Annotated in this window: 1 protein-coding gene; it reads left to right on the forward strand. The window is 59.6% G+C overall.

Annotated elements, in window-relative coordinates:
- The coding region (locus HU750_RS27020; protein WP_186683391.1) for an immunoglobulin-like domain-containing protein at positions 1-433 on the forward strand (433 nt) is incomplete at both ends.

Here is a 433-nt window from a genome sequence, read left to right on the forward strand (position 1 = left end):
TATCGCACCGGACAACGTCTACACCGGTACCAACGACCCAGTGATCAAATCGATCGCTTCGGTTGATGGCGCCGATGTTGGCAAGTTCGAGAACCTGGTTCTGGACAAGACTCCGGTCAGCACTGCTGTCACCGATGAGCCTGGCTCGGGTACTCCGGGTGCCGGCAACGAGGGCGACTTGGTCAAGGTGACCATCACCGCTGATCAGGTTTCGGTGGCTGAAAACGTCAAACCGACCTTCACCGTCCACATCAACACCGCCCTGGCTCACGACCTGGTCGTGACGCTGAGCAACAACGCCACCGTCACTATCAAGGCCGGTGAAACCAGCGCGCCGTACACCCACGAAGCGCAAGGCGACGACGTCTACAAAGACGCTGGCGAAATCGAGCTGGGCGTGAAGTCGGCAGCAGACATCGATGGCCGTGCCTTC

Origin of the sequence: Pseudomonas sp. SWRI50 (assembly GCF_014269095.1) — a bacterium.
GTDB lineage: Bacteria > Pseudomonadota > Gammaproteobacteria > Pseudomonadales > Pseudomonadaceae > Aquipseudomonas > Aquipseudomonas kermanshahensis.